20 protein-coding genes are annotated in these 26935 nt (G+C 46.0%); 10 read left to right on the top strand and 10 right to left on the bottom strand.

Going from position 1 to position 26935, the window contains the following annotated elements:
- The 3 genes from VNM22_05600 to VNM22_05610 form a co-directional block, all read right to left on the bottom strand.
- Nucleotides 1–2601, bottom strand: a 2601-nt coding sequence (locus VNM22_05600) for a PA14 domain-containing protein (GenBank protein HWP46616.1), incomplete at its 3' end; no start/stop codon positions are given.
- A 43-nt stretch (nucleotides 2602–2644) separates the two neighbouring features.
- Nucleotides 2645–6256 carry a PA14 domain-containing protein gene (locus tag VNM22_05605; protein ID HWP46617.1) on the bottom strand — a complete coding sequence of 1204 codons (3612 nt, stop codon included), beginning with the start codon at nucleotides 6254–6256 and terminating at the stop codon, nucleotides 2645–2647.
- The gene (locus tag VNM22_05610) at nucleotides 6241–7074 is read right to left on the bottom strand and encodes a glycosyltransferase (GenBank protein ID HWP46618.1); all 834 of its coding nucleotides are present in this window, start codon (nucleotides 7072–7074) and stop codon (nucleotides 6241–6243) included. The genes VNM22_05605 and VNM22_05610 overlap by 16 nt, the downstream gene beginning before the upstream one ends.
- Before the next feature lie 319 nt (nucleotides 7075–7393).
- On the opposite strand from VNM22_05610, the gene VNM22_05615 reads away from it, so the two are divergent.
- Nucleotides 7394–9094, top strand: coding sequence for an ATP-binding protein (locus VNM22_05615; protein HWP46619.1), 1701 nt, complete (start codon nucleotides 7394–7396; stop codon nucleotides 9092–9094).
- A gap of 20 nt (nucleotides 9095–9114) precedes the next feature.
- On the opposite strand, the gene VNM22_05620 is transcribed toward VNM22_05615, so the two are convergent.
- Nucleotides 9115–9864: a Uma2 family endonuclease gene (locus VNM22_05620; GenBank protein ID HWP46620.1), complete on the bottom strand. Its 750-nt coding sequence runs from the start codon at nucleotides 9862–9864 to the stop codon at nucleotides 9115–9117.
- 641 nt (nucleotides 9865–10505) lie between these two features.
- Between VNM22_05620 and VNM22_05625 the strand changes: the two genes are divergently transcribed.
- From VNM22_05625 to VNM22_05650, 6 genes are all read left to right on the top strand, one after another.
- Entirely contained in the window at nucleotides 10506–11828 is a 1323-nt protein-coding gene (locus VNM22_05625) for a serine hydrolase domain-containing protein (GenBank protein HWP46621.1), read from the top strand.
- Between the two features lie 356 nt (nucleotides 11829–12184).
- On the top strand, nucleotides 12185–13237 hold the full coding sequence (locus VNM22_05630) for a hypothetical protein (GenBank protein ID HWP46622.1): 1053 nt from the start codon (nucleotides 12185–12187) through the stop codon (nucleotides 13235–13237).
- 146 nt (nucleotides 13238–13383) lie between these two features.
- A complete protein-coding gene (locus VNM22_05635) occupies nucleotides 13384–13803 on the top strand; it encodes a universal stress protein (GenBank protein ID HWP46623.1) in 420 nt (139 codons plus the stop codon).
- A gap of 112 nt (nucleotides 13804–13915) precedes the next feature.
- Nucleotides 13916–14812: a TIGR01777 family oxidoreductase gene (locus VNM22_05640; protein ID HWP46624.1), complete on the top strand. Its 897-nt coding sequence runs from the start codon at nucleotides 13916–13918 to the stop codon at nucleotides 14810–14812.
- Nucleotides 14813–14893: 81 nt separating this feature from the next.
- Nucleotides 14894–16117 carry an L-2-hydroxyglutarate oxidase gene (gene lhgO / locus VNM22_05645; GenBank protein ID HWP46625.1) on the top strand — a complete coding sequence of 408 codons (1224 nt, stop codon included), beginning with the start codon at nucleotides 14894–14896 and terminating at the stop codon, nucleotides 16115–16117.
- A 168-nt stretch (nucleotides 16118–16285) separates the two neighbouring features.
- A complete protein-coding gene (locus VNM22_05650) occupies nucleotides 16286–17815 on the top strand; it encodes a hypothetical protein (protein HWP46626.1) in 1530 nt (509 codons plus the stop codon).
- A 253-nt stretch (nucleotides 17816–18068) separates the two neighbouring features.
- Here the strand turns inward: VNM22_05650 and VNM22_05655 are convergent, their stop codons facing one another.
- The gene (locus VNM22_05655) at nucleotides 18069–19232 is read right to left on the bottom strand and encodes an AI-2E family transporter (protein HWP46627.1); all 1164 of its coding nucleotides are present in this window, start codon (nucleotides 19230–19232) and stop codon (nucleotides 18069–18071) included.
- 291 nt (nucleotides 19233–19523) lie between these two features.
- Between VNM22_05655 and VNM22_05660 the strand changes: the two genes are divergently transcribed.
- Nucleotides 19524–19967, top strand: coding sequence for a hypothetical protein (locus tag VNM22_05660; GenBank protein HWP46628.1), 444 nt, complete (start codon nucleotides 19524–19526; stop codon nucleotides 19965–19967).
- Between the two features lie 156 nt (nucleotides 19968–20123).
- Here VNM22_05660 and VNM22_05665 read toward each other — a convergent pair whose 3' ends face one another.
- The gene (locus VNM22_05665) at nucleotides 20124–21221 is read right to left on the bottom strand and encodes an ATP-dependent 6-phosphofructokinase (GenBank protein HWP46629.1); all 1098 of its coding nucleotides are present in this window, start codon (nucleotides 21219–21221) and stop codon (nucleotides 20124–20126) included.
- A gap of 696 nt (nucleotides 21222–21917) precedes the next feature.
- Here VNM22_05665 and VNM22_05670 point away from each other — a divergent pair.
- Nucleotides 21918–22121 carry a hypothetical protein gene (locus VNM22_05670; protein HWP46630.1) on the top strand — a complete coding sequence of 68 codons (204 nt, stop codon included), beginning with the start codon at nucleotides 21918–21920 and terminating at the stop codon, nucleotides 22119–22121.
- Nucleotides 22122–22234: 113 nt separating this feature from the next.
- On the opposite strand, the gene VNM22_05675 is transcribed toward VNM22_05670, so the two are convergent.
- The 3 genes from VNM22_05675 to VNM22_05685 all read right to left on the bottom strand — a co-directional run bounded on the left by VNM22_05675 (nucleotide 22235) and on the right by VNM22_05685 (nucleotide 25770).
- Complete coding sequence (locus VNM22_05675) at nucleotides 22235–22573, bottom strand: P-II family nitrogen regulator (protein HWP46631.1); 339 nt, start codon at nucleotides 22571–22573, stop codon at nucleotides 22235–22237.
- 168 nt (nucleotides 22574–22741) lie between these two features.
- Nucleotides 22742–24346: an ammonium transporter gene (locus VNM22_05680; protein HWP46632.1), complete on the bottom strand. Its 1605-nt coding sequence runs from the start codon at nucleotides 24344–24346 to the stop codon at nucleotides 22742–22744.
- A 623-nt stretch (nucleotides 24347–24969) separates the two neighbouring features.
- The gene (locus VNM22_05685) at nucleotides 24970–25770 is read right to left on the bottom strand and encodes a glucose 1-dehydrogenase (GenBank protein HWP46633.1); all 801 of its coding nucleotides are present in this window, start codon (nucleotides 25768–25770) and stop codon (nucleotides 24970–24972) included.
- A 221-nt stretch (nucleotides 25771–25991) separates the two neighbouring features.
- Here VNM22_05685 and VNM22_05690 point away from each other — a divergent pair, with 221 nt between their 5' ends.
- Entirely contained in the window at nucleotides 25992–26456 is a 465-nt protein-coding gene (locus VNM22_05690; GenBank protein ID HWP46634.1) for a rhodanese-like domain-containing protein, read from the top strand.
- 143 nt (nucleotides 26457–26599) lie between these two features.
- Here the strand turns inward: VNM22_05690 and VNM22_05695 are convergent.
- Nucleotides 26600–26935 (bottom strand): hypothetical protein (locus tag VNM22_05695; GenBank protein ID HWP46635.1); only part of this gene is annotated, 336 nt, incomplete at its 5' end.

Here is a 26935-nt window from a genome sequence, read left to right on the forward strand (position 1 = left end):
AGGAAAGGCTTGCTCGTTGCGATAAACATTGGCTTCTTGTTGGTAGACCAGGGTGAAGAAGGGAGCCGGTGGGGGGGTCCAGGGGGCCGTGACCAGATATTTGAGGTTAAGAAAGCTGAAGAATCGGTTCTCTACGTTGGGAACGTTATAACCTTCGAAATAACCAACATAGGGGCGGATGAGCTTCAAAGAAAAGTCAATATACCGGGCATTGAACAAGGCATTCAGGGAACCAATGTCATCCAGACCATAACCACTGGCCGTATTGGGATAGAAAAAGCCGTCCAATCCATAAATTCGGAAAACCCCCGGATCTTGTTGAATAAATTTTATATACGGTGCGGGATCTGTAAAGAGGGATAAATCAGATCTTTTATAATGGGCTTTAGGGAGCCAGATGAAAAGTTCTATGATTAAAAGAAGTCCCAGAAATGTAGCGAGGATTTTATGGGAGGGCAGAGAACCGAGGGTAGGGAATTTTAATCGATGGGCAAAAAGCCGGGATAGAGGATCGGCCGACCATTTTCTACCCAGCAACCCGGTTCCCACTGTCGCAAGCAGGCAGAGGATGACAGGTGGAAGAATCTGTCGAACGGCATAGTCCCCTTTATGCTGTTTGAGCAGATCAGGATAATAAAGTCCTAATAACAAGGCTAAAGAGGCAAGTCCTAAGAGAATCGAGAGGGTCAGATATCGGGTCCGAATACGGCCATCTATAAGTTGTTGCAAAAACAAGCCTGCCAAAGCCGCTGTGGAAAACATAAACTCGCCAGGAAAATATCGGGTAAAAAAGCTGACCCGAAAGGCCGGGAGGTTACCGATAAAATTATTAAAGGTCGTGGAGAGGTTATATCCTTTGACGAGGAAAAAGATGACCATTGTTGTGAAGAAAAGGGCCTTTCCCCGGAAAGCAAATCCTTGAAGAAATAAAGTGGCGACCATGATGGCTACGACCATTCCCATATATCCCGGTAAATATTGCCAGTTTGCCCCATCCCAGGCGTCATTGATCGGTCCCCAGAAGTAAGGCACCCATAAGTCGAAGATATGGGAAAGGGGAGCTCCAAGAAGTCCCACACGATACTTGGCTTCATGGAGACCCACATTACCTATTTTTACAAATTCCAAAAAGGGGAGAAGCATAATAGAAGAGAGGAGAAAGCCAAGGAGGATGGCTACTGTAAACCAGGTACAGGAAACCAGGAATGAAAATCCTGGACTCTCTACCTTTGATTTCCGGCTTCTGATTTCTTGAATAATCCGGAACAGGTAATACATTGAACCGTAAAACAGGGCGAAAAAGGTGGACTCTGGATGCCCTCCCAGGATGATAAGTCCGACCAGAATGGCCACTAAAAGCAGGTTTTTTAACCTAAGGGTCTGCAGCAATCGCTCCGATACGTATAAAAGACCCGGTAAAAGGACGACGGCATTGATATAAACCATATTGAGGTTAAGGATGAGATGCCCACAGAGCATAAAGGCCGATGCGCCGAAGAAGGCCGGGAGCTTTTGGAGGTTAAGGAATTTACGAAAGAAAGCATAAGACAGAACACCCGCAGAGAGAATTCGGAGGATCATAAAGGCATCCCAGGTTTTAGCGGTGGGATTTAGAAAGAGAGGTAAGTGAAAGGGAAAGAACACCCCGGTATGCATATCTGCATTTAAAGGAGATCCTGTGGCAGAATGGGGATTCCAAAGGGGAATCCAGCCGCTTTTATAGGTTTGAGAAGCCACTTTAATAAAAGGTTCATGTTGAAGGGCCGAGGCGGCCGGGTCGATCACATGATGGGGCTTAAGGGCTGTTCCACCGGTGAGCAGACTGTAATCCAGGAAGACGACATCGTAAAAAAACAAAATCAGCAGAAAACCCAATAGCAGCGTTATCCCTCCCAACTCATAAAGAAAAGAACGGGCCAGGGTCTGGTGATAACTCTTTACAAATCGGGAAATCCATTTAAATGGATAAAGCCAGAATAAATATGCGGCCGTTCCCAGCCAGATAAATTTGATCAGGGTGACAAGCTGTGTGGCTATTCGATTGAGTTTATAATTCCGGTAGGTAACAGGTTGAGGGGTTAGAACATAGGAGGGTAAGCTTTCTAGAGGTTGATCCTGCCGGGCCCAAAAAAGGTCCATCCGATAATGGCCTCCGGCCTGAAAGTATCGAATTCGAATGGGATAAATTCCGGCCTCCAGATAGATCTGACCCCTCACCTCTTCCAACCCGTGTTCACCACCGTTATCGACCACACGTTGGTCGTTGATAAACAAATCAGAGCCATCGTCGGAAGCCGTAGCAAAGGTATACAACCCGGGTCTCTCTATGGCAATAAATCCTTTCCATAGAATACTAAATCGATTTTCTGAGAACCGACTTCGTCGCTCTTTTAACTGCTCCGTCGAGATCTCCGGATCTAAGACCTCAAATTGGGGAGTTCCCTGCCACCTTGGATTAGCATAGTACTTCCCTTCCAGTCCATAAGGAATCCTAAACCGCCTCTCTAACCCATAAGCTCCAAGGGAGATAAGAATTAAACAAAGCAGATAGAACCCCAGTTCCTTTTTGGAGGGGAGAATTTTTAAAATCTTAACCTGCATATTTGCTTACGAGTAGAAGTAATCCTTATCCCACCGGCTAATGCTATTCTAAGGAGGAAGTGTTGGTTTGCCTTACAAAACCAGCGATGAGGGTGGCTATCACCGATCCTAATCCTGTAAGGGTCATCCACGCACCTATTTTATAGGAAGCAGGTAGGTAACGAAACTCTACCCGGTGATCTCCCTTTTCCAGAAAGACCGCACGGAGAAAATAATCGGCCAGATAGATTTTTCTCTCCTGGCCATTTACATAAGCCTTCCAACCTGGGTAATAAGGGTCTGCCAGTACCAAAAATCCGGGTTGATCGAGTCGAGTTTTTAGGGTAATTCGCGTCGACTCGTATTGAAGAATCTCTACTGAGTCTTTAGCCTGTGAAGCGGGGAGGGTAAGCCTATTTTCTTGCCCCTCACCCCCTAGTTCCCCCTCTCCTGAAGCTTCAGGAGAGGGGGACAGGAGGTGAGGGGGTTCTTCTTCTAAAATAACCGTAGAGCGAAGATCAAAGCTGTCATCGGCCAGTCGATCCAGGATTTTTTCCTTATCCGGGAGGACCTGGGTTCGATGGGCGACAAAGGCCCGTGGAAAGGCGTTATTATTCTTGTAAATTTTGACCTCTCCCTCATAAATCTTGGTAAAGGAAGCATGGGAACTCAAGGAGTAGGTAGCAAATCCCAGGTCTCCTGGAATTGGCTTCCCATCCACATAGGCCTGCCCATCGGGATAGATATCCCGTTCGTTGACCCAGATGGTAGGAACCTGACCCGATAGTCCTGTTGATCCGGATACTTCAAAGTAAAAAGAACGTCCTTTGGAATTGGCAATGGGAGGGAAAGTAATCCAATAATAAGCCCCCCGGATCTGACTCATATCCATGGGGATTCTGTAAAGGTCTGTGGAAGCTTCCGGCGTTTCTTTAAGCTTAAAAACGGCTTCTCCCTGAAAGGTCTGGGGGAATCGAGAAAGAAAGATACGGATTGCGGTTAAACGATCTTCCCGGGCTGTGAAAGTTTGCCCAAAGGATCGACCTGGCGTCAATTCCCCACGACCGGTTAAGCCAAAAGTATAGGCATTGGAGAAGCTATCCAGATGATACTTAGGATCTTCTCCATCTGGAGCCGTGATGACATAGGTGAGATTGAGCAGGTCCCAGGTCCGACTCCCCAAATTCCGTGTTCCACCGTAAGGACTATATCCCGTAAAAAACCATCTGGATAAATTTTTATCGATCAGGCGCTCTGAAAACTCCTGGAACCGATGAATGACGAGTCCATTCACATAGCCGATATCGTTTAACTCATAGGCACTGGCTGTATTGGGATACAAATATCCGTCCAGACCATAAACCCGGAAAATGCCGGGATCGTTTTTGAGGAATCGGATATAGGGGGCTTCGACAAAGGGGTCGTATCGGTCATAATGGGTACGTGGTATCCACCAGAACAGTTCGATCCCCAGACCCAGGCAAAGCAACCCGGCCAGACTTCGCGGGGATAAAACACCCTTAAAGCTCAACCAGCCTGCGATTCCAAGCAGGAGGCAGAGGATGGCCGGGGGAATAACCTGCCAGAAGGCTTTTAAAGGAAAGTTGAAAAAAGTTAATTGAAAATGACCTGCTAAAAAAAAGGCCATAGATCCCAGTCCGACTACCGCCAGAAAAGCTAACCCGGCCAGCAATTTAGCGGAACTCTTCCCCTGCTCCATCCGATAAATCTGGAATCCGGCCAGAGCGGCTATGGAAAATAGAAATTCCGGAGCAAAGTATCGGGTAAAGTAGCTCACCTTAAAAAAGGGAAGATTTCCTACCATCTGGCTAAAAACAGGCGGAATGCCATAACCCTTCAAGATAAAAAACAGGGCCATCCCTGTGAAAAAGACCTGCCGCTTTGTAAAGGCAGTTTTTTCTAAAACGGCCATTAAGACCAACAGCAGGCCCATGATCCCTGCATAACCCGGCTGCATCTGCCAGTCTATTTCCCGAATAGAATCGTTGACAGGACCCCAAAAGTAAGGGATAACCAGTAAAACCATATCCCGTAAAGGCAGGTGGGTGGTTCCGATCTTAAACCCGGGATCATGGGGACCCAGGGGGGATAGCTTTACCAGCTCCAAAAATGGTAGAACCATGATGGCGGAAAGAACCAAGCCAAAGGCTACAGCGGCTACCCAGTAGAGGAGGGGGAGGAGGAAAGAGCAAAATGACAGGAGAAGGGAAGGGGTCCCGTTTTCCCTTCTGCCCATTTTTCCACTTACCCCTATTTCCATCCGCCCCTTTTCCCACCATCGGACCAGATAATAAACCGAAGCGTAGAACAGGGCGAAAAAGCTGGGCTCAGGGTGTCCACCCAGAATCAACAACCCAATCATCAAACCGGTAAAGCAGAGATTCCACCAGTTTCTCTGGCAGGCAAGCCTCTCTGTGAAATACAGAAGGCCTGGGAGAAGCATCGCTGCATGGATGAAGACAATGTTGATCTGCCAGATGAGGTGCCCACAAAACATATACCCGATGGCTCCGGCCAGAGAGCTTAACGGACTAAGCTCCAAAGACTTTCGGAAGAAGAAGTAACTTAAAAGACCGGCGATGAAAATCCGTAAGAGCATGAATAAATCCCACATCCAGGCCCTGGGGTCCCAGTACAGGAGAAAACTCAAAGGAAAGAAAACCGCCGAGATCATATCGGCATTGAGAGGGATTCCGGTGGCCGCATGGGGATTCCAAAGGGGAATAATTCCCTTTTTATAGAGCAACGAAGTTAACCGGGTACTCGGTTCGTGGATTTGGGCAGAGGCCGCCGGATCGATAACATGGATGGCAGAAGGTTGATGGCCTTTATAATTATAGGCCCCTACATTCATGGTCCCTGGAACCGAGTTGGTGGTCATCAAGGTTTTACCCTGAAAGACTATATCATAAAAGAACAGGAGAATCAAGAAGGTCAGTATGAGAATAACCAGAACGATTTCATAAAGAAAAGGATAGCCCCCTATGCCGGAGGAGGGTTTAAGATTTTTGATCCTTCGATACAGATAGATCCCTGCGAAATAAAGGAGTGTTCCCCACCAGATTCCTCTCAGCAGAATTCCCAGTTGGCCTAATCTTTGGCTTAGTTGATACTCGGAATAGGTTATGGCCCGGGGGGATAACACCCGAGAGGGAAGATTTTCTAAGGGCCGGGCTCCCAGCGCCCAGGAAAGATCCATGCGGTAATACCCTCCCCCCTGAAAATATCGGACCTGGATGGGATAAACTCCTGCCTGCAGGTCAATCTGGCCTTTGACCTCCATCAATCCATGAAAACCCCCGTTGTCCACCACCAACTGATTATTTATATAAAGCCAGGAACCGTCATCTGAAGCGGTTGCGAAGGTATACTTTCCGGGCTTTTCTATAACCACAAACCCATTCCATTCCACACTGAATCGATTTTCTGAGAATTTCTTCCGTCGCTCCTTCAAAAGTTCAGTGGAAATTTCCGGATCCAGGGTGATAAATTTGGGACTCCCCTGCCAGTTCAAGTTTGCATAGTACTTTCCTTCTAATCCATGGGGAAGAGACCCTCGTTGTTCTAACAGATAACTTCCAACGGAGATAAAGAATAAGCCCACAAGATAGAGAATCTCAGGTTTTTTTAACAATACCTTTAACTGTAAGTGCATGGAAATTCAAATTGAGAAACGATCCGACGATACTTTTCAGCCTCCTCGGTTTTACCTCGCTTGATACAGCCCTGAATCAGGATACTGCATTTTTTTCTAAGCTCACCCAAAACCAGATCCCGTTGAGATTCGGTTAAGTTTCCCTCTTTTAGAAGTTTTTCCAATGCCTGAACCCGGAACCGATCATTTCCCCAATATCGATGGGAGAGTTGATCCGGGTGCCCTCCTCTTTTAATAATTAAAGGTCTTGGTATGAAATGAATGGGATAATCCTTAGTTATTCGTAACCATAGATCGTAATCCTCACAGACGGGTAAGGATTCATCAAACCCGCCAACCTGCTGGAGAAGTTCTCGTCTGATCAGGATGGAAGAAGGGCTGATAATGCAGAGAGGCAGGCATTTATCGAAGATCCATCCCGAGTACTTCTGATGTTTCTTCATGGGGTTAACCCGTTTTCCCCCACGAATCCATATTTCATCTGTATAGCAAGCCGGAATCTCAGGGTTTGCTTCCATCCAGGCCACCTGAATTTGAAGCTTGTGTCGGGTCCAGAGATCATCGGAATCCAGAAAAGCAATATACTCTCCCCGCGCGATCTGGATTCCTTTATTTCGAGCAGCACTCACTCCCCGGTTTTCCTGGTAAAGGTAGGTGAGCCCCCGATAGTCTTGAAGAATTTCCCGGGTAGAATCGGTCGAGCCGTCATCGACTACGATCAGCTCGAAATCTCGATAACTTTGACTTAACACGGAATCTATGGCTTCTTTAAGAAAGGTTGCCCGGTTAAATGTCGGGATGATTACACTGACCCTCATCCTGAAAAAGGTATATCCAAAATTGGACTTAGAATCAACTTAAATTTTAGGGTTTCTGGAAATTTTTATCTTTCCAAGGGGCAGGGATATATTGTACTCTTTTTCTCTTGACAGATAAGATGGGCTAAACTAGAGTTTATAGCAATAAAAGGAAAATAAAAATTCAATAAAAGTCGAAATTGAAACAGGAGGGCCTGTCTTCCCAAAGGGAACGGGTTTTCCACATGGAGTGAACAGGTCTTGAAGGCTTTAAAAACTTTAAGGGTTGTGGTTAAGACCCGACCTGAGAAAGGCCGATATGGATAGGCTTTAAAACCTTATGAGTATTCAGGTTCATCAAGTAAAAGGGGACATTATCGAATTAATTTTTAACCCTCGGGAAGATGATCTTCGGGTAGGAGAGAACCTTTGCATTTTGGAACGGGGAGGACATCGAGGTATTATTGTACAGATCATCGAATTTCGGATGGTTACCTATCCTTCCCTTATTCAGGAACAGATTCGGCTGGTACTGGAAGATACCGATACGCTGTCGCCAGAGCTTTTACATTCTCTGGCCGAGGCCTCTTCTTTGGAATTGGCGGCGATGAAGAATTTAAATATCGCAGTGGCTAAAATCCGAAAATTGGCAGGTACTCCCTGGGATCGATGGGATGGTTGGATTCCTACCCGGGATGTAGAAATAAGTCGGGTAAATGACCAGGAACTTTTCGCAAACTGCATCTCCAATCAAGGCAATCTTCTCCGTATCGGTCAAACACTCTACGGAGAGCCTTTCTACATCGAAGGCCAGGATCTGGAAAAAGTGAATATCATCACGGGTGTTAAAGGCTCCGGTAAGTCTTATCTGTCTAAGGTTTTGCTTCTTCAACTCATTGAGCAGGGGGCTCCTTGTGTGGTCTTCGACATCAACAAGGAATACATTCACCTTCCCCGGCACGAGGTAGATCCGGTTACGGGACAGGTTTTGAGGCGAGGAATTATCCATTTGAAAGCCGGAGGCAACCTTAAACTCGGCATTCGTCAGTTCGGTTTATCCCCTCTGTTGACGATGCTGACAAAATTTGGTCTGCCGGAGGTATCGGCCATGTATCTGGAAAACAGAGTTTTTACCATCCTGGAAGAAGCCAAGCAAATGGAAGCAGCCGGAAGAAAACCCCCTTTTTTGAGTATTCGTCACCTGATTCAAATGGCCGAGGCCGGAGAATTCTCTACCAGTGAAGTGGTAAACGGAGCCATTCGGAGCCGATTGGAATCGGCTCGAAATACCGGTGTGTTTGCCTCAACTGAGAAAGAAGCTATCTCCCTTCGGCAACAATACCAGGCCATTCGAGAAGGTGGGGCTTTAATTATTGATGTTTCGGATTTGACAAATCTCGCCCGATTCGGGTTTGTCCAGGCAATTATCGATATGATCAAAGATATCTGCGAAGAAGAAATTGCCTTGGGTACGGAACGATTTCCCTTTGTTTTCTTTGAAGAAGCTCATCTTTATATCAGTAAAAACACCATCGGATATATTGTAACCCGTTCTCGCCATCTGGGAATCACCAGCTTTTTCGTCACCAACATGATTGCCGGGCTGGATGAATCGGTTCTCCGCCAGGCCGATAACCTCTTTCTCCTTTATCTTCCCTTTGACGACGATGTTAAACACATCAGTAAGAGTGCCATGACCGATAAAGAAACCATGGCCTCCTTTGTCCGTCGGCTCCGAAGCCATCATTGTTTGGCTCTGGGAAACGTTACCAGTCAGTATCCTGTTATTTTTAAAGTTCAGTATCTGGAAGGAATTCATACGGCGGGGGAAACCAAATATTTCTTCAAGCCAAGAGAGCCAAGAGAAGGAAGACCTCCTTTAAAGAAACCTCAACCCCAACTACCTCTGACGATTCCGTTGGGAAGCAGGGAAACCCAATCCAGATCCCGTTTAAAAATCCAGGAGCCAGGACCTAAGGGGAGAGAAGAGTTTCATGATCCTGGGAAAGAGACGACGCAGCAGGCCACCCTGTTCGAGTAAGGTTCCGATCATCTGTTCTTCTACTCGGGTAACTCTCCAAAGCGCTCTCGATAACGGGCAAGTAAAACTTTCAGTTCTTCAGCTTCCCGGATAGCTGCCTCTGCTTTTTGTCTGGCCTCTTCTGCTTTTTGTCGTTCTTGCTCTGCCGCTTCTTCTGAAGTCGGTAACAACTTCCCTTCCAGGGTAGCCCATCGTAACCAACAGGCTTGAACTCCTTGATATTCTCCTTCCCACTTTGTCAACATCAATCCCAATTGTCGACTCAACAGCCGACCTTGGGCATCCGGTTCTATGGGTTCGTATATTCCATCTCGCAAAGCAAATCCGGCCAGTTCCGTAGTAATGGGATGGTACCAAAAATATTCGGGTACTCGCAATTGATTCTGATAAACTAATTTCTTCTCCCCTTTGTCTTTCTCGGCCGTACTATCCGATAATAACTCTATGACCACATCAGGACCTTTTCCCTCTTGCCATACTACCCAACTTTTCCGAGCCCGTCGGGTGGTACCCAGTACAATAAATATATCGGGTCCCCTAAAATCCTGATTTTTTACCTGCTCCAAACTAAAATAAACGAACATATTACCACCTACAAATACATCTGATCGGTCTTTCCAGTGGAAAAGTAAAGGAAGCCGCAACAAATCGAACTGTAAAACATGCTGATGGGATTCCATAGGCATTCCATCACTGTAAGGAAGCTCGTCCTCGGTCGGTGGCCATTCTATGTCGGTCGGAACGGGATGGGTTACAATTGCTTCTTCCATGGGTTTCACCTACCTGTTTTTATTTAAACCTGCTTATCCCTCAAAAACTCCTTTTTCTTTAAAACCCTCGATTCCTATCATCATCTTATCTTTTTATTCCTGGCTGTCAATCATTTCTTCAATATAAGTATTTGGATCCCTTTCTCACCAAAATCGCCCGATGATTTTCATGTTTCAGGGTAACCCAACGGGCCATGACCGTTTAGTAGGAGTCTTTTTTCTGTCTGAACCCCCTTCATTCTCCCTCCAGGGGTAATGCCTTTAACTTAAGAACCCCCACAAACCTTTTTAGCTCTATCGGCGACGGAGCTTTACAGGAAAGGAACCAGGTAGGGTAACAGGTAGAAGAATTTCTGGTATCCACCGATTAAGAAGGTATTTTCTAGTTTAAAAAATTGAAAAATCCGTCTTCCCATAATTTCTTATTGACACCCCTTTGGAAAGGTGTCAGCATGTCCCCATCTTGTTAAAAATAAGCACCATTTAGAAAAAGAGAAACCTAAAAAAACCTCCTGTAGAACTTTATGTAAAAATTTAACTTTCTATAAAACTTTTATTTTACCTTATCTTCAGAAAAAGGTACTGGATTGAATTAAAACTTCCGGTAATTACCCTTTTCAACCCTCTAAAGGAGGAAGTTTATGAAAATCTATCGTCAAATTCTATTCCATCTTCTGATCTGGTTTGTATTAGTCCCGTCAGTTTTTGCTCAACAGCTTCCGATGGCTAAACCTCAGGAACTGGGATTCTCCCCAGAACGTTTAGATCGTATTCATAAGGTACTCCAGGCGCATGTGGATCAGAATCATATTCCCGGAGCGGTGGTACTGATTGCGCGCCACGGTAAAGTAGCTTATTTGGAAAGTTTTGGGATGAGGGATAAGGAGGCTAATAAACCCATGGAAACCGATACCATCTTTCGTATTGCCTCAATGACCAAACCCATTACAAGCCTTGCGGCCATGATGCTTTACGAGGAGGGCCGTTTTCTTCTCTCGGACCCTATCTCAAAGTTTATTCCAGAATTTAAAAACCCCAAAGTGGCCGTGCGGTCAACTTCTAATAGCCCTCTGGTACCCACCTATATATTGGTTCCTGCAAAACGCGAAATCACTATTCGAGATCTCTTAACCCATACATCGGGAATTACTTACCGTTTTTGGGGACGCGAGTATTTTGCAGATCTCTATAAGAAGACGGGAATATCGGATGGTCTTATCCAAACCGAAGGAACCATTGCCGATGAAGTTAAAAAACTGGCTCAGTTACCCCTCACCAACCAACCCGGGGAAGCTTACGAGTATGGTTTAAATACCGATGTGCTGGGCTATTTGATTGAGGTGGTCTCGGGTCAGACGTTAGACAAGTTTTTCCAGGAACGGATATTTACCCCGCTCGGTATGAAAGATACCCACTTCTTCTTACCCGAAGAAAAACTACCCCGCTTGGCCGGTGTTTACGTATCTAATGAGGCAGGAGGAATCAAAAAACTTTCCGATGAGCCGGTTCAAGAAGGGGAACATACCCTATATTCGGCGAGTTTTCATTATAAAGGACCTCGAACTTATCTATCTGGAGGTGCGGGCCTCGTCTCCACGGTCACGGATTATTATCGGTTTCTCCAGATGCTACTCAATGGAGGCGAATTAAACGGGATCCGCCTGATAAGTCGGAAAACCATTGAACTCATGCGAACCAGTCATACCGGAAATCTGGATATGTGGCTCGGGAATCCGGGTGATGGATTTGGACTTGGATTTGGTATTATCAAGGACCTAGGTCAGGCAGGCGAAATGGCAGGATCTCCCGGCACTTACTACTGGGGCGGCTTTTTTAGTACCACCTTTTGGGTTGATCCTAAAGAGGATTTGATCGGGATTTTTATGACTCAATTTCGTCCCTTTAATCCCCATAATATCCTTCAACAATTCCGGGTTTTAACTTATCAGGCAATCGCAGATTGAAGACCCCCTCCCAGATAAATGATACCCATCCTGTGAAAGCAGGATGGGTACCTGCCTGAAGGATGAATTAAATTTTTCCTCAAATCCCCTTTTCATCATGCCCTTTTCTCTATCTTATTAATTTTTTCTAAAAAGTATTGACACCTCTTCCCTTAGCCTTATATTTATGGTTAAATAGTGTAATAAGTACACTAAACAATTAGGAGTTTAGAAGAGTAATTGTGGAAAATCTGGGAGGGTTCAACCCCAGGAGTTCATCTGCTTCGATTTATAAGGATAAAGGTTGGAGTGCGAGATACCTTTAGCCTGAACGAAGGGTGAATCGGCATTTCGCACTTAACCGGGAATAAAAACCTATGGAAATCCAGGCTTATCCTCTACCGAAACATTTTAATTCAGCCCATGCTTTCGACAGTGGCTATGAACCCGATTTGCAAGCATTATTTCCCATGGCTATAGAGTGGAAAAAGAAACTCTCCATTCCGGATAGTGGTACAAAAGGGCATCCCAAAATCCATTTTCTGGGGATTGATCTTCAGAAAAGTTTTTGCTTTCCCGATGGAAGTCTTTATGTGGGAGGTCGGAGTGGAAAAGGTGCCATGGAGGATAACGTGCGAATTGCAGAATTTATCTACCGTTATTTAGGCGTTATCAGCGATATAACCCTGACCCTGGACACCCACTTTGCTTATCAGATCTTCTTTCCGGCGTTTTGGTTGGATCAAAACAATCACCATCCCAACCCCATGACCGAAGTGACGGTGGAGGAGGTGCGAACCGGTAAGTATCGTCCCAATCCTGCTATAGCCAGTTGGGTTTGCTCCAGTGACTACACCTGGTTACAGCAGTATGTCGAGCACTATTGCTCCGAGCTTGAGAAGACCGGTAAGTACAAACTCATGTTGTGGCCCTATCACTGCTTATTGGGGAGTAAAGGCCATACACTGGCAGGAGTGATTCTGGAAGCCCATTATTTCCATAGCTTTGTTAAAGGACAACAAAACTGGTGTGAAATGAAAGGTAGCAATCCGTTGACCGAGAATTACTCGGTTTTGCGTCCGGAGGTGGTTTTGTCCCACGATGCAAAATCCATCGGGAGTAAAAATACCGGGCTGATTCAAAAGCTACTGGCCTCCGATGCCGTTATTATTGGGGGGCAGGCGGCCAGTCACTGTGTTGCCTCAACCATTGATGACCTTCTGACGGAGATCCTGGACCGGGATCCCAATCTGGTAAAAAAGGTCTATATCCTGGAAGATTGTATGTCGGCGGTAACCGTTCCCAATCCCCAGGGAGGTTTTTATGTAGACTTTACACCTCAAGCCGAAGCTTTCCTGAAGAAATTTAAATCTGCCGGTATGCACGTTGTGAAATCCACCGAGCCTCTGGAGAACTGGCTCAACATTTAGTGAAGTGAAAATGTTAAACCGAAAGATCTTTTAAAAAAGACTTTGACATCTCCGACTTTATCATATTACCTCTAATAGAGGGGTTTTTAATTAAAGAGGATTTCTTTTGCCCTCAAAAGTTAAAGTGAAAGGCTCAAGGGGGAGGTATGTTTCAACGAATCATGGTTCCTGTTGATTTAACGGATAAAAACATTGTTGCCTTGAACATTGCAGCCCAGATAGCGGCCCAAAATAAGGCAAGTATCACTTTACTTCATGTGATTGAAACCATTCCGGATCTTTCATTTGAAGAACTTCAGGAATTTTATAGAAATTTAGAAAAGAAAGCCATGAATAAAATGAATGAGCTGGCGGAGAGGCTCCTTGAGAAAGGGTTAACCGTTCATCAGAAGGTTCAGTATGGAAATAGGGCCGAGGAAATTGTAAAATATGCGGCAGAGCATCAAATCGATCTTATCATTCTAACCTCCCACAAGGTTAATTTAGAAAATCCAGGCCGGGGTTGGGGGACGATCAGTTATAAGGTTGGAATTTTATCCCAATGTCCGGTTTTGCTGGTGAAGTGAAGTATGGGTTTATAGAGGTAAAGGATCGGAGTGTACCGGTTTTTGGGTGAGAGGGGTTAGAGGAGGAGCGAGGCTGGCTCAACCCCTTTTACGATGTTAAGGAGGTTTATTTGTGAGAATTCTGGTTACCGGATCCACCGGACTTATTGGTTCAGCATTGGTTCCTTTTCTTACCTCCCAGGGGCATGAGATAATTCGGCTGGTCCGATCAAAACCGAAGCCCGGGAGCAACGAATTTCAATGGGACCCTCTGGCGGGTATTGTAGATCCGGCGGCTTTAACCGGCATTGATGGGGTAGTACATCTGGCCGGGGAAAACATCGCTGAAAGATGGACTGCCGAGAAAAAGGCTCGAATTCGGGATAGTCGGGTTAAAGGGACCCAGACCCTTTGTAAGGCCCTGATCCAGCTAACCCAACCCCCCAGAATAGGTGTGTTTGCCTCGGCGGTAGGATACTATGGAAATCGAGGGGATGAGATTCTGCGGGAGGAGAGCCCTCCGGGTTCTGGGTTTTTGGCCGAGGTTTGTCGGGAATGGGAAGCGGCAACCGAGCCTGCGGTCCAAAAGGGAATTCGGGTTGTCCGTCTTCGTATTGGAATCGTGCTGAGTCCTACAGGAGGTGCCTTAGCCGCCATGCTCCCTGCATTTAAAATAGGTGCCGGAGGTCCGATAGGTGGGGGAAAGCAATACGTGAGCTGGATCACTTTGGATGATTTGATTACAGTTATAGATCATGTTATTAAGATGGAAACGCTTCAAGGACCTGTGAATGCCGTAACCCCCAATCCAGTGACCAATGCCGAGTTTACCAAGATCCTGGGGAAGGTTCTTGGACGTCCTACAGCATTGCCCATGCCTGCCTTTGCGGCGCGCCTGGCCTTTGGAGAAATGGCTAATGAACTGTTACTGGCCAGCACGCGCGTAGAACCGGCTCGACTTCTGGCTTCGGGTTATACTTTTCGCTATCCTCACCTGGAGGAAGCACTTCGACATTTACTGGGAAACTAAAACTTTTCTATTCTATGCGATTTGCCGGTGCTCAAGAAGGATCAGGGCAAATCGTGGAAAGGAAGTGGTAGAAAAAAGTACATGATCAATGAGAAGTGGTATGATATTGCCATTATCGGCGGGGGAATTATCGGTATGGCTACGGCCATGGAACTGATGTCACGACCGGGCCTTTCTTTAATCGTTTTGGAGGCAGAAGATCGGATAGCAGCCCATCAAACAGGAAACAACAGCGGGGTCATCCATTCTGGTCTCTATTACAAACCAGGCTCCTTGAAGGCCCGTAATTGTGTAGAAGGTCGGGAAGCCCTGTATCGTTTCTGTAAGGAGTACGGGATCGCCCATCAACGCTGCGGTAAGGTGGTTGTAGCAACCCATAAACGTGAGTTACCTATCCTGGAGGAGCTGGAACGGCGAGGTCTGGCCAATGGTCTTCAAGGACTCCGAAGACTGAGTCCCGAAGAAATCCGTGAGTATGAGCCCCATGTCGTGGGAATTGCCGGGCTTTTGGTTCAGGAAACCGGCATTGTAGACTATGTTCAGGTAACCCATAAATTTGCCGACCTGGTAAGGGCTGCAGGAGGGGAAATCCAAACCCGAGCTAAAGTCTATGGGGTTCGACGCCAACCCCAGGGCCTCTTACTGGAAACCCTTCGTGGAGAAGTCCGGTGTCGTTATTTGATAAATTGTGCCGGTCTCCAATCTGATCGGGTCGCCCGAATGTGCGGGGTTAATCCCCACCTCCAGATTATCCCCTTTCGGGGCGAGTACTATGAGCTTGTCCCCCAACGCCGTTATCTGATCAAGAACCTGGTTTACCCGGTTCCCGATCCGGCTTTCCCCTTCCTGGGGGTCCATTTCACCCGCATGATTCACGGAGGGGTTGAAGCAGGACCCAATGCCGTGCTTGCCTTCAAGCGAGAAGGTTACCGTTTGACTAGCTTCTCCCTTAAAGACATGCTGGAAACCGTTACCTACATAGGATTCTGGCAAATGGCCCGGAGATACTGGAAAACCGGAATTGTAGAACTCTCTCGATCCCTCAACAAAAAGGCCTTTGTAAAAGCCCTTCAAAAGTTGGTTCCCGAATTACGCCCGGAAGATATTCGCCCGGCCGGAGCCGGAGTCCGGGCACAGGCCGTCGAACCTAACGGCCTCCTGGTGGATGATTTTCGTATTGTCGAAGCAGAACGAATGATCCATGTTTTGAACGCCCCTTCCCCGGCTGCTACGGCCTCCATCAGCATCGGTAAAACCATTGCCAGAATGGCCGAGAAGAACTTCGATTTACCAAATGTAAAATGATTTTATTTATCTACGAAGGACTGTGAAAAGTAGGGAGTAGGGGAGTGTGGGAGTGTGGGGGTTTAGAAAGTAAAGTATTCATACTCCCCTACTCCCACACTCCCAGACCCTGCTGTTGGCAGAAATAAACATCCAACCGGACCGTCATAAACTGGAGGTAAAATAAAAATGTCTAAAAAAAGTATGGGGTTCTATGTAACGATTTTTGTTTTGGGTATAACCTTCATGACCTGGGGAGAAGAATCGCCCCCAGATAGGGAGACTTCTCAAAGATTGATTACTCAGATCGATTTTTCTTCATGGATCAAGGAATCTCTCCAGGTAAGTCCGGATAGCCGGCGAATGGCCTATGGAGTTGAAGAGAACAATAAAATGTTTGTAATTGTGGATGGAAAAAAGGAGAAGGCCTACGATGAAATTATGGAAGGCACTCCCATCTTCAGCCCAGACAGCCAGCATGTAGCCTATGGAGCTAAAGAAGGATCCAAAGTACGTGTGATTGTAGACGGAAAAGAAGAAAAAGCTTATGATGGGGTAGGTACGCCTATCTTCAGTCCCGACAGCAAACGATTAGCTTATGGAGCCAAAGAAAAGGACAAGATATTTATCGTGGTGGATGGAAAGGAAGGGAAAGCTTACGAGAGTGTAAGTACTTTCACTTTCAGCCCGGACAGTCAGCGGATGGCCTATCGGGCCCAGCTAGGTGATAAGCGATTGGTAGTGGTAGATGGGAAAGAGGAAAAACCTTACGATGGGATCGGTACGATCCGCTTCAGCCCGGATAGTAAACGGATTGCCTATCTGGCCAAACAGGACAATCAGTGGTTCGTGGTGATAGATGGAAAGGAGGGAAAACCTTACGAAGGCGCCGGAAAGGGAGCCCTCGTCTTTAGTCCGGATAGCCAGCGGGTAGCCTATGTGGTTAAAAAAGGGAACCAAGCGTTGATCATTGTAGATGAAAAAGAAGAAAAGCCCTATGAAAGCATCTTAGAAGGTAGTCTTCTTTTCAGTCCGGATAGCCAACACCTGGCTTATGTAGCAAAAGAAGGGGAAAAATGGTTCGTGGTGGTAGATGGAAAAGAAGAGAAAGCTTACGAGGGAGTGGGATTAAACAGCCTCCTGTTCAGTCCGGATAGCCAACACCTGGCCTATGTGGCCCGAGAAGGTGGTAAGTGGTTTGTAGTAATAGATGGAAAAGAGGGAAAGCCCTATGAAAGTATTTTAAAAGGTACCCTCCTTTTTAGCCCGGACAGCCAACGAATCGCCTATGGAGCTAAAGAAAGCAATAAATGGTTGGTGGTAGTGGGTCAAACGTCCTCGTTTGATGGAAAAGAGGAAAAAGCCTATGAGGAAATTCTAAAAGATACCCTCCTCTTTAGCCCCGACAGCCGACACCTGGCTTATGTGGCCAGAGAAGGCGAAAAATGGTTTGTAGTCGTCGATGGAAAAGAAGAAAAAGCTTATGACCGTATCCTGGAAGGTACACCCATTTTTAGTCCGGATAGCCGGCGAGTAGCTTATGGAGCCGGGATCGGTAATAACTGGTTCGTGGTTGTGGATGGAAAAGAAGGCAAATCCCATGAGGATATCGTTACGATTCGGGGGGGAAGGATTATCTTTGACTCTTCAGATACCCTCCATTACCTGGCCGTATTCCGCAATGGTGTTTACCTGGTGGAAGAAAAAATAAAAAATTAGAAGTCGGAGGTCGGAAACGATTAGACAGGCTTTCCATTCGGTTCATAATGGGATGATTTTTATTTTCGAATACCGGCCTCTGGAACTCTGGCTTCTGATTTTTGCCTCCGGAAGTTAGGCCGGTTCATAGCATGGATTCTATCTTCTTCAGGAATTTGTGGGCACCGAGGGAATACGAACGGTTTTGATGAGAGTCTTTTATACCAGAAGCGGTTGGGGAAGCAGTCTTCTAAAACCGAAGCGGAAAAGGGTTTTATTCCATCTTGTTTTCTTCTAATTCCTCCTCCGGAAGGTCCCCATGGGCGATATCTAATTGATACTTGAACTCCATACTATAAATATCCAGAACGGTTAAAAAGAGGACGGCAACAACCGGTCCGATGATGAATCCCATGGCACCGAACATATTAATACCTCCCAGGGTCGAAAAAAAGATCATCAAATCATGCATACCGGTATCTTGTCCGATCAGGCGCGGGCCCAATACGTTGTCGATATTGATGATCACCACTGTAGTAATTAAAAAAATGGCAATCCCTTGCCAGATATGCCCGGTAACGATTTGAATAACGGCTGCAGGGTACAGAACCAGCCAGGAACCGATCATGGGTATGATAGACAAAATAACCATGATCACTCCCCACAGAACCGGTGAACCGACCCCAAATATCCAGAGAATTAATCCGCCCAGAATCCCCTTGATTAACCCGATCAATAAAGTTCCTTTAATTGTAGCCCGGGAAACGGAAGCAAAGCGAGAAAAAATGGCATCTTCATACTGACTATCCAGAGGGCTCAGGTATTTGAGCCGACTTATCAAGGCTTCCCCATCCATAAAGAAATAAAACATGGTAAAGAAGGTGATGAAAACCTGGGCAAGGATTTGGAAAGTTCCTCTGGAGGTTTCATTGATAACCGTGGCTAACAGACTACTCACGGCTCCAGCAATATCTTGCAGGGTAGATTGCCAGTTTACCTCATCCAGATTGAGCAGTTGAACCCACTTGGAGGTTTTGATCTTACCTAGAATTCCCTCATCACCTTTTTGAACAATTTCTCGAATTTGTTGCTGAGCCTTTGGATAAAAGGCAATAGCTTCTTGAGAGACCAAGTCGGCAACAATGTAGACCGGAGAAAGTAAACCCAACAACAGAATAATACAACAGACCAAGGAACTTAGAGCTTTACGGTTCCGAAAAAGCCTGAGCAGGTTCTCATAAAGGGGATAAAAGAGGGTGGTAAACACAGCCGCCAGCAATACCGGTACCAAAAAGATTTTGACCATGTTAAAAAAAACAAACGAGATACCAATGAGAATCGCCAAAAGAAAATAGCGGCTAAACTTTTCAGACTGGCGTTTTCGGGAAACCCGGAGACGATCCAGGGTTGAATTTGATTGAGATGGTTTAGAAATCATTTTATCTTTAGAAATCATCTTATTTAATGAATTAGCAGATAAAGGCGAATTCGTCAACTTTTTTTATCAACTCGAGAAGCCTGTGAAATATTTTTGTAGCTACTGCATTGTTTACTTAATTTTAGCCTCATAGGGTTGCTTTCACTCCCCAACTCCCCTCTCCCGCAGCGTAGGAGAAGGGCCGGGGGTGAAGGAGAATCCCACAGAATTAACTTTACAAGGTATTACTCCGCGAAAGAAACCTATAATTGGTATAATTATTGCAATTTTTGAGGGAAGGAGGTTAATTTCATGACATTACAAGATATTCTGACAACCCTGGGTCTTGTCTCTGTTACGGCTTTGATATTGGCCCTTTTGGGGCTTGCGCTGCTAAAGCATCGGTTACGTCACCTTCGACTTCCGCCTGATGCGGGCTTATTTGAAACCCTTCGTGCAGTTCCTCTCGGCCTTGTGGTCGTATTGGATCTGTTGGATTTGAGTCTGGATATTTTTTCAGCGCCGATTTCCTGGGCCATTTTGAGTCGTCTGGGTCTACAAGGCTTACGCCAGGTTACTCTACTTGAAGCCCTCATTCCGGGGACCCAGCTTATCCCTACCATGACACTGGCCTGGCTTCTAGCCCGTTTCAGTGAACGAGCACGGCCTTCGTCCGCGGTTCAATCTGACCCCGGAGAGGAGGTAAAAATGGACCATAACTTTTTTCCTTCATCGATAAAAAGGAGGAAACTTTAATGCTCGTCGATATTAGCTGGACGGTGCTGGATATAGCCATTCTGGTATTGATATTTAAGCTGGTATGGGAGGAAAGAACCCATTCCGGCCCGGGTTCAAAACTGGAAAAGTAAAAAATTAAGAAACAGATTTTATACCGGAAGAAATCTCACCCCCTCAATCCCCAAAGGAGATACCCAGGGCTCTTGCTGTCGCCACCACATCGTAATCCAGGGGGACCGATTTCATTTGTCGAATGGCTTCAGAAATGGGAATGGCATTAACACGTGGAGGGTTAAGGGCGACCATGACATTGACTTTACCTTCCAACAGACAGCGAATTGCTGCAGCTCCGAAGCGAAGACCTAATAACCGATCGAAGGCGGTTGGACTTCCCCCTCTTTGCAGATGACCCAGCACCAGAGAGCGGGTTTCTTTTCCGGTTCTCTTACTAACTTCCTGAGCCACATATTCGGCAATACCCCCCAGTATCACACCATGGCCCTCTTCCCTGGGACCTTTTGTTCGTACTTTGCCTCCACGGGGATAGGCTCCCTCTGCACAGACAATGATTGTAAAATGCCGACCCTTTGCTTCCCGCTCATAAACTTTCTGGCAGACCTTTTCCAGGTCAAAGGGAATTTCCGGAATCAAAATAACATCTGCAGAACCGGAAACTCCCGAATGTAAAGCAATCCAGCCGACATATCGCCCCATAACTTCTACCACCATCACCCGCTCATGGGCTTCAGCGGTGGAATGTAATTTATCAATGGCTTCGGTTGCCGTGGTCACAGCCGTATCAAATCCAAAGGTCGCCATGGTTCCACTTAGATCATTGTCGATGGTTTTAGGTACTCCAATAATCGGAATTCCTTTTTCGATAAACTTTTGAGCCAGGCGCAGGGAACCATCCCCCCCAATACAGATGAGTACATCGAGTCCATATTTATGGAAATTCTCCACCACCTGATCAGAAATATCCATACGCTTAATCCCTTCGGCTGTTTTGACCGGATAATCAAAGGGACTGTTTTTGTTTGCAGTGCCGAGAATCGTCCCACCCAAATGGGTAATCCCTCGAACCTTCTCAGGGGTTAAGCGGATCAGTTGATGGGGTTCAATGAGACCTCGATAACCGTGGGGTATTCCGTAAACTTCCCAGCCCTGTCCAATAGCTGCCAGAGTAGCGGCTCGAATGACTGCGTTCAGACCGGGAGCATCACCTCCTCCGGTATTAATGGCAATTCTCTTAATTTTTGAAGGGTCCAGCATATCTGCCTCCCATATTTCTAGAGTTTAAGAGATTTAATCCTCGCTTTGAGACTGTCCTTATTAATTAAAAAGGGTATTCCAGGTTCTAAAAAAATGGACTAAAAACCCACTCCCCTTTGAAAGGGAATAATTTCAAGATCCATCTAGAAAAGGTATAACTGGAACTAAACTCCTTTAACCCCACCAGAATTATTTTTTTTCCTTCCACTTTTAACTTCAAGTAAAATCTTTGATCTGCAACTACCTCTTCGTTATAAAACTGTTGCCCCATAAGATAGGGGCAACTTCCAAAGTTTCTACAATGTTTCAAGGGGAAAAGGATCTCAGAGAGTTCGTCTAAATTTTAGACAGTGAAGGAAGAAAATTGCCTATCTCTCTGTCAATTAACTCCCCCCTGTGATTCCCTTCTATAAGAGCGATATCCTTGGATCCCTTTATTTTTTAATAACTAATGGTATAAGCAAAAATAAAATGAATCGGTCTCTTTTTATGGCATGAAGGATGCATTGATGCCGGGAATAAAAAGTGACCCAGGAAGGGCGGATTAACTTTTTATTTTTCGACGCGGGCCCTTCCTGATAGGCTACAGCACCTCCTTGATTCCCTCCTAGAGTAGCCTATAGGTTGGTAGGTGAGACGTCTTCCTAAGTGAGTTAAGATACTCACCTACCTGTTTTTTACAAAGGAGTAAGCCGTATGATCAAAGCTCAAGGGACTCCACGGGAAAAGCTTATTAAGTTTTTAGCATTTTATAGCAAAATTCTGAAAAATCCAACTGGTTACTCGTATAAAGAAATTGAGAAAATATGGAGGGAAATTGAAGAAGCTCGGGGTGAGGAATTAGATGCGGTATGGATAGATTATTTTAAGACCCGGAACCCAACAGGAAAGAAGCCCTGAGTTACTTCTTTATTTATCCCTTAACTTTTTTAATCCCTTGACTTTGGCCGGCTAAGAGGAGGGGTCCTTTGTCCACGATTTACCTTCATAGAGGTTGGACAAAGGACAAAAAACTAAATGGCAGTATCTCCGTGTTCTCCGGTCCTGATTCGAATCCCTTCCTGAACAGGCAGAACAAATATCTTTCCATCCCCGATCTTACCAGTTCTGGCAGTGACCCTAATAACCTCGATCACTTTATTTACAAGGGTATCTGGAACCACCAGCTCTATCTTGATCTTGGGAAGAAAATCGGTTATATACTCTGCACCGCGATACAGCTCACTATGTCCTTTCTGACGGCCAAAACCTTTGACTTCGCTAATGGTCATTCCCTGAACTCCGGTCTCACTCAGTCTATCTCGCACTTCATCTAATTTGAAAGGTTTAATAATGGCTTCGATCTTTTTCATAAGGGTTTATCTCAACCCATCACAAAGGGCACAAATAAGATCCCTAGAACCCCCTCGTAGAGGGAGACCTGGAGCAAAGCGAGAATCTCCGGGTCTCCTTTCCGTATCTTCTCTGTACCTTTGCGATGAGAGGAGATTGAAGGGGCACGGCGCGCCGTGCCCTTACTTTTACATCTCGGCCTGGACTAATTTTTTATTAACGTGGGGGGGGAAATCAGCCACCAGTCTTTTCTTTTCCTCTTCTGTTGGGATAGGGGGTTGGTAATCGGTATACCCTTGAACGCCCATTTCTGGAACATCCAATCCCTGGATTTCAACTTCTACAGGAACCCGCATCCCCATCACAGTATCCAGAACTTTGAAGAAGGCATAAGCCAAAGAGAAGACCACGATAAAATTGGTTAAAGTTCCTATGATTTGGGCTATGAACTGGCTGGCATCTCCGTAAAAAAGACCTTTTACAGTCCCGGGAATTCCATTCCATCCCTCTCCATAGGTTCCATCGGCAAATAAACCCAAACTTAGAACACCCCAAGCCCCGCAGGTTCCATGGACAGAAACTGCTCCAACCGGATCATCCACTTTAAGGGTTTTCTCTATAAAGAACACGCTCCACACCACCAGAACTCCGGCAACCAATCCAATAAAGACCGAAGCGATACTATTGACAAAGGCGCAGGGGGCTGTAATCGCAACCAACCCGGCCAACATGCCATTGGCCATCATGCTGGGATCGGGTTTACCATAGACCCACCACATATAAAGAGTGGCTGAAAACGCCCCGGCTGCCGACGCCAACATAGTATTCGTCGCAATGACCCCAATTCGGAGATCTGTACCGGCCAAGGTACTTCCAGGGTTGAATCCAAACCAACCGAAAGCCAGGATGAAGGTTCCGATGATTGCCATAGGGATATTATGGCCCGGAATAGGGTTAGGAGTTCCATCCTTTTTATATTTTCCCAGGCGAGGTCCTAAGATCATAGCTCCTGCCAAAGCTGTTACCCCGCCCACCATGTGAACCACAGAAGATCCGGCAAAATCCACATGTCCATGACCCAGTCCAAAGTTAACCCCTAACTGTGAGAGCCAGCCTCCACCCCAGACCCAATTTCCAAATAAAGGATAGATGACCATGGAAATGAAAAATCCATAAATCACAAAAGGGGCAAATTTCCACCGTTCTGCCATAGCCCCCGTAGGAATGGTAGCAGCGGTATCCATGAAAACCATCTGAAATAAGAACAGGGTAAAGATACCTACATCATAGGCATCTCCAGAAAGAAAGAATCCTTTGAGCCCGAAAAGCCCAAAGGGTTTGCCAAACAGGTTGATCGTCACCTCATGGTCCAGGGCCGAGGCTCCTCCCAGGGTCGCCAGAGGTCCCAGTCCTCCGAACATGAAGGCAAATCCGGCAATCCAGTAACCTAGCATGCCTATGGCATAGATGAGAAAATTCATGGCCATGGTATGGGCAACATTTTTCTCCCGGGTAAATCCTGTTTCAACCATGGCAAATCCGGCCTGCATGAACATAACCAGAAAACCGGTAATCAGGGTCCACACGATATTAATAGCTATTTTGTTATGTCCCACAACGGCTCCAATTTCCTCTAGAGTGGGTTTCCCGGGTTCTTTGGCCGGAATATCTTGAATGGTTCCCGTAGCGGTCCCGGCCGGGTCCCCAGCCCAACCTAAAATAGGAAAGACCAGAACCCCCAGGAGTAATAAAAAACTCAGGTAGATGACCTTTCTCTTTCTAGATTCTTTCATAATTCTTCTTCATGATTATTTTCTGCTCATGGCTTCTGAATACCTTTTCTGATGAAAAATGAGGCAAAGCTATCATTTGATGAGTAATAGAAGCCGAAACCCACAACAAAACCACAGGAACGAATCGTCACCCGCAATGACATCCCTGACAGATTATTCTCAATTCGAAAAGGTATTATCAGGTCTGCCAGCCATCAGCATGGGATAATCTATGATAATACTTTGACCCGTTACTTAATCTCCCACCGAGTAAACAAGAAATACATTCTTCAGTTATTACATGTTATGTACCAATTCAAAGATTTATCCGACCAGACAAATAACCTTAAATTTTACAATTACTTCCATAGGTTCCAGGGATTTTAGGAGGGGAGTAAATGATAAGGAATCTGGTTAGAATCTATGCAAACCTAAAAATAGATGATAAAAATTTAACCAACTTCAGAAGGGAAATAAGAGGAAGTTATTGCTTTGTTAAGTTAATCCTGTATAATGGTCTGCCCTCACCCCCATCCCCTTTTCTCTTCCCCGCCCCCACCCCTTCCCTCCCCGTCCACGGGGAGGGAGAAGAGGGAGGGGGCCAGGGGTGAAGGAGAATCCCACAGGATCAACTTTACAAAGTACTAAATCATTACCGTACCTCCGTCAACATGGAGGGCCTGCCCGGTGATATTCCTGGCTTCTTCTGAGGCTAGAAAGACGGCTGCATAGCCGATATCTTCCGGGGTTTGTTCCCGTTGAAGAGGGACCAGGGCTTTGACCCGACTTTCAAAGATTTCCCTGGCACTCATTCCTGCCAGGGACGGATTCATTTTACCGATAATCGGGGCCAGTCTCTCCCAGAAGGAAGTATAAAGGAATCCCGGACAAATGGCATTTACATTGATATTGTACTTGGCCAGATCCTTCGCCATAATCTGAGTAAACGTCACAACGCCGGCTTTAGCCACACTGTAAGGAGGATTTGTTTGACTGGCAAATCGACCTGCAACTGAAGAAAGATTGATGATTTTTCCATATTGGCGTTCGATCATATGCGGAACTATGGCCTTACAAACCAGAAAAACTGATTTTACATTCACGGCAAAAGCCACATCCCAATCCTCTTCCTCATTATTGAGAAAAGGCATACCGAGCCGATCTCCCATCATTCCGGCATTGTTAACCAAAATATCGATACGGCCGAAGGTATCCAGCGTTTTTTTGACCATATCTTCCACCTCTTGCTTCTTGGTCACATCTACTTTCAAGGCCAAAGATTTCCGTCCAAGGCTTTGAACTTCTCCGGCCACTTTGCTGGCACTATCTAGATTTAAATCCGGTATGACCACATCTGCTCCTTCCCGGGCCATGCACAAGACAATCCCTCTTCCAATACCCATCCCTCCACCTGTAACGAGCGCAACTTTGTTCTCTAATCTCATGGTTGATAAACAAGTCAGTCACACTGAGTTTGACAGAAGAAACAAACGACCTGAGGATATTGGAAATTCTATCCCCACGGAACTGCCGTTATAATTTCTGTTAAACCCATTGCGATTAAAATCATCTTGAATAACTTTTGAAAAAAACTATAATAAGCTTATTCTCATCTGTTTTGTTAACACGACTTCCTAAACCCTGTCAAGTAAAAGGAGGATAGGATATGCCTATTAAAAATATTTCTCCCAGGGAAGCCAAAGAACTCCTGGACTCTGGAGAGGGATACATCTATTTAGATGTTCGATCGGTTCCGGAATTTATTTCAGGACATCCCCAAGGTGCCGTAAACATCCCTCTGCTGGATATAGATCCTGTCCTACGACAAATGGTACCAAATCCAGATTTTCTGGCCGTCGTAGAGGCTAATTTCCCGAAAGATACCAAATTGATCGTAGGATGTCAATCCGGGATGCGGTCTGCCAGGGCAGTAGAAATTTTACAACAGGCCGGGTATACGCACATCGTCCACATGCAGGCCGGATTTGGAGGAATGAGAGATCCCTTCGGACGTGTCAGCCAACCCGGCTGGTCCCAATTACAACTTCCCATCAGTACAGACAATGGGGAGGGGGTCAGCTACGAATCTTTAGCGGCAAAGGCACAGGAAAAGAATAAAAAGACTAAATAAAATAAGATGCGTAATACGTCCTGCACGCCGGGTGCCTGACGTATTACGCACGACTTTTTTGCTTGTATGGGAAGGGAGGTAGAGAAGAAAAGGATTTCCGTCCTCCTGAGGGCAGGTTAAAACTTCTTATCTCTACCTTGATTTTATTCTGTACTGCCTGTAGTTCCAAGTTTTGGTTTGATGGCTTCTGCCGGTTTAGCGGCAAAGGCAGAGCTCATACTGGCCGAGACCGATTCTCCATACCCTGCCAAACCAAAGGCATAGGCACTCTCGTTGTGTTGACTTAAATCCAACCCCATCTCCTCTTCCTCCTCACTGACCCTTAACCCCACAATCCTATCCACAACCTTCAGCAATATCAAAGACCCAAAAAACGCCAACACCCACGAAGCTAATACCCCTATTGCCTGCACCTTGAGCTGATTGGGATTACCAAAGAAAAGTCCATCACTCCCTGCTCCATTGATCGCCTTCGATGC

The sequence above is a fragment of the Candidatus Limnocylindrales bacterium genome, assembly GCA_035559535.1.
In the GTDB taxonomy this organism is placed as follows: Bacteria; Moduliflexota; Moduliflexia; order Moduliflexales; family JAUQPW01; genus JAUQPW01.

Excerpts from the sequence above, each read along its gene's own strand:
- VNM22_05605 (HWP46617.1), bottom strand. The coding sequence starts at position 6,256 with ATGCACTTACAGTTAAAGGTATTGTTAAAAAAACCTGAGATTCTCTAT.
- VNM22_05610 (HWP46618.1), bottom strand. The coding sequence starts at position 7,074 with ATGAGGGTCAGTGTAATCATCCCGACATTTAACCGGGCAACCTTTCTT.
- VNM22_05615 (HWP46619.1), top strand. The coding sequence starts at position 7,394 with ATGAGTATTCAGGTTCATCAAGTAAAAGGGGACATTATCGAATTAATT.
- VNM22_05620 (HWP46620.1), bottom strand. The coding sequence starts at position 9,864 with ATGGAAGAAGCAATTGTAACCCATCCCGTTCCGACCGACATAGAATGG.
- VNM22_05625 (HWP46621.1), top strand. The coding sequence starts at position 10,506 with ATGAAAATCTATCGTCAAATTCTATTCCATCTTCTGATCTGGTTTGTA.
- VNM22_05630 (HWP46622.1), top strand. The coding sequence starts at position 12,185 with ATGGAAATCCAGGCTTATCCTCTACCGAAACATTTTAATTCAGCCCAT.
- VNM22_05635 (HWP46623.1), top strand. The coding sequence starts at position 13,384 with ATGTTTCAACGAATCATGGTTCCTGTTGATTTAACGGATAAAAACATT.
- lhgO (HWP46625.1), top strand. The coding sequence starts at position 14,894 with ATGATCAATGAGAAGTGGTATGATATTGCCATTATCGGCGGGGGAATT.
- VNM22_05650 (HWP46626.1), top strand. The coding sequence starts at position 16,286 with ATGTCTAAAAAAAGTATGGGGTTCTATGTAACGATTTTTGTTTTGGGT.
- VNM22_05655 (HWP46627.1), bottom strand. The coding sequence starts at position 19,232 with ATGATTTCTAAACCATCTCAATCAAATTCAACCCTGGATCGTCTCCGG.
- VNM22_05660 (HWP46628.1), top strand. The coding sequence starts at position 19,524 with ATGACATTACAAGATATTCTGACAACCCTGGGTCTTGTCTCTGTTACG.
- VNM22_05665 (HWP46629.1), bottom strand. The coding sequence starts at position 21,221 with ATGCTGGACCCTTCAAAAATTAAGAGAATTGCCATTAATACCGGAGGA.
- VNM22_05670 (HWP46630.1), top strand. The coding sequence starts at position 21,918 with ATGATCAAAGCTCAAGGGACTCCACGGGAAAAGCTTATTAAGTTTTTA.
- VNM22_05675 (HWP46631.1), bottom strand. The coding sequence starts at position 22,573 with ATGAAAAAGATCGAAGCCATTATTAAACCTTTCAAATTAGATGAAGTG.
- VNM22_05680 (HWP46632.1), bottom strand. The coding sequence starts at position 24,346 with ATGAAAGAATCTAGAAAGAGAAAGGTCATCTACCTGAGTTTTTTATTA.
- VNM22_05685 (HWP46633.1), bottom strand. The coding sequence starts at position 25,770 with ATGAGATTAGAGAACAAAGTTGCGCTCGTTACAGGTGGAGGGATGGGT.
- VNM22_05690 (HWP46634.1), top strand. The coding sequence starts at position 25,992 with ATGCCTATTAAAAATATTTCTCCCAGGGAAGCCAAAGAACTCCTGGAC.